At 73.7% G+C, this 1,459-nt stretch carries 1 protein-coding gene; it reads left to right on the top strand.

The features are described 5' to 3' along the window. A partial coding sequence (locus HMPREF3099_RS06325) for a DEAD/DEAH box helicase (protein ID WP_237769771.1) occupies positions 1 to 1,459 on the top strand: 1,459 nt, incomplete at both ends.

Below are 1,459 nucleotides of genomic sequence, written 5' to 3'. Positions count from 1 at the left end.
AGCGCACGCCGCACGTGGAGCGTCAGCGCCGGTGGGAGGACCGCCCGCCGCGCCATGACGACCGCTTCGGCCGGCGCGACCGGCACCCGGAGCGTGTCGAGCAGCCGGAGCCGGTGCAGCAGGAGCGTGTCGTCGCCGAGGTGACCCCCGAGGTCGCGCCGGCGGTCGAGGCCCCGCAGGCCGAGAGCGTGCAGGCCGAGGAGGCCCCGGCGGAGAAGCCCGGCCCCACCTTCGCCGAGCTGGGCGTGCCCGCGGTGCTCGTGGAGCGTCTGGCCCGCGACGGCATCCAGACCGCGTTCCCCATCCAGGCCGCCACGCTGCCGGACTCGCTGGCCGGTCGTGACCTGCTGGGCCGTGGCCGCACGGGATCGGGCAAGACCCTCGCGTTCGGTCTGCCCACCATCGCCCGCCTGCAGGGCGGCAGCGCGCAGCGCAACAAGCCCCGCGCGGTCATCCTCACGCCCACGCGTGAGCTGGCCATGCAGGTCTCGGACGCGCTGCAGCCCTTCTGCCACGTGACCGGTCTCAAGCACAAGCTGGTGGCGGGCGGCCTGCCGTACCCGCCGCAGATCTCCGCCCTGGAGCGGGGGCTGGACGTACTCATCGCCACGCCCGGCCGCCTCATCGACCTCATCGAGAAGGGCGCCGCGGACCTCTCGGCCGTGGAGATCGCCGTGCTCGACGAGGCCGACCACATGGCCGAGATGGGCTTCCTGCCCGAGGTCACCCAGATCATGGACCTCATGCCCTCGGGTGGTCAGCGGATGCTGTTCAGCGCCACGCTGGACCACGGCATCGACCAGCTGGTGGAGAACTACCTGGTGGACCCGGTGACGCACTCCACCGACGACGCCCAGGCGGCCGTGACCACCATGGAGCACCGTGTGTTCCTGGTGCAGCCGCAGCACAAGAAGCCGATCACCAACGAGATCAGCGCCCGCGACGGCCGCACCGTGGTCTTCGTGCGCACCAAGCTGGGGGCCGACCGCGTGGCCCTGCAGCTGCGCGAGGCCGGGGTGTTCGCCGCGGCCCTGCACGGTGGGCTCAACCAGGCGCAGCGCAACCGTGTGCTGGCGGCCTTCAAGGACGGCGGGCTGCCCGTGCTGGTGGCCACCGACGTGGCCGCCCGCGGCATCCACGTGGACGACGTCTCGCTGGTGCTGCAGGTGGACCCGCCGGCCGACCACAAGGACTACCTGCACCGTGCCGGGCGCACCGCGCGCGCCGGTGGCAAGGGCGTGGTGGTGACCCTGGCCCTGCCGCACCAGAAGCGCTCCGTGCAGCGGCTCATGGACTCCGCGGGCGTGGACGCCTCCCCGGAGGCGATGCAGCCCGGAACCGCCGAGCTGACGGCCATCACCGGCGCCGACAGCTCGGTGCGCGAGCCGATCGACGAGGCACGCCTGCGCCGCATGCTGGCCCCGCCGCGCCCCGCGCACCGCGGGGGCCGTGGTGGCCC

Origin of the sequence: Kytococcus sp. HMSC28H12 (genome assembly GCF_001816045.1) — a bacterium.
Lineage (GTDB): Bacteria > Actinomycetota > Actinomycetes > Actinomycetales > Dermatophilaceae > Kytococcus > Kytococcus schroeteri.
This window is presented reverse-complemented; position numbering and strand designations above follow the sequence as displayed.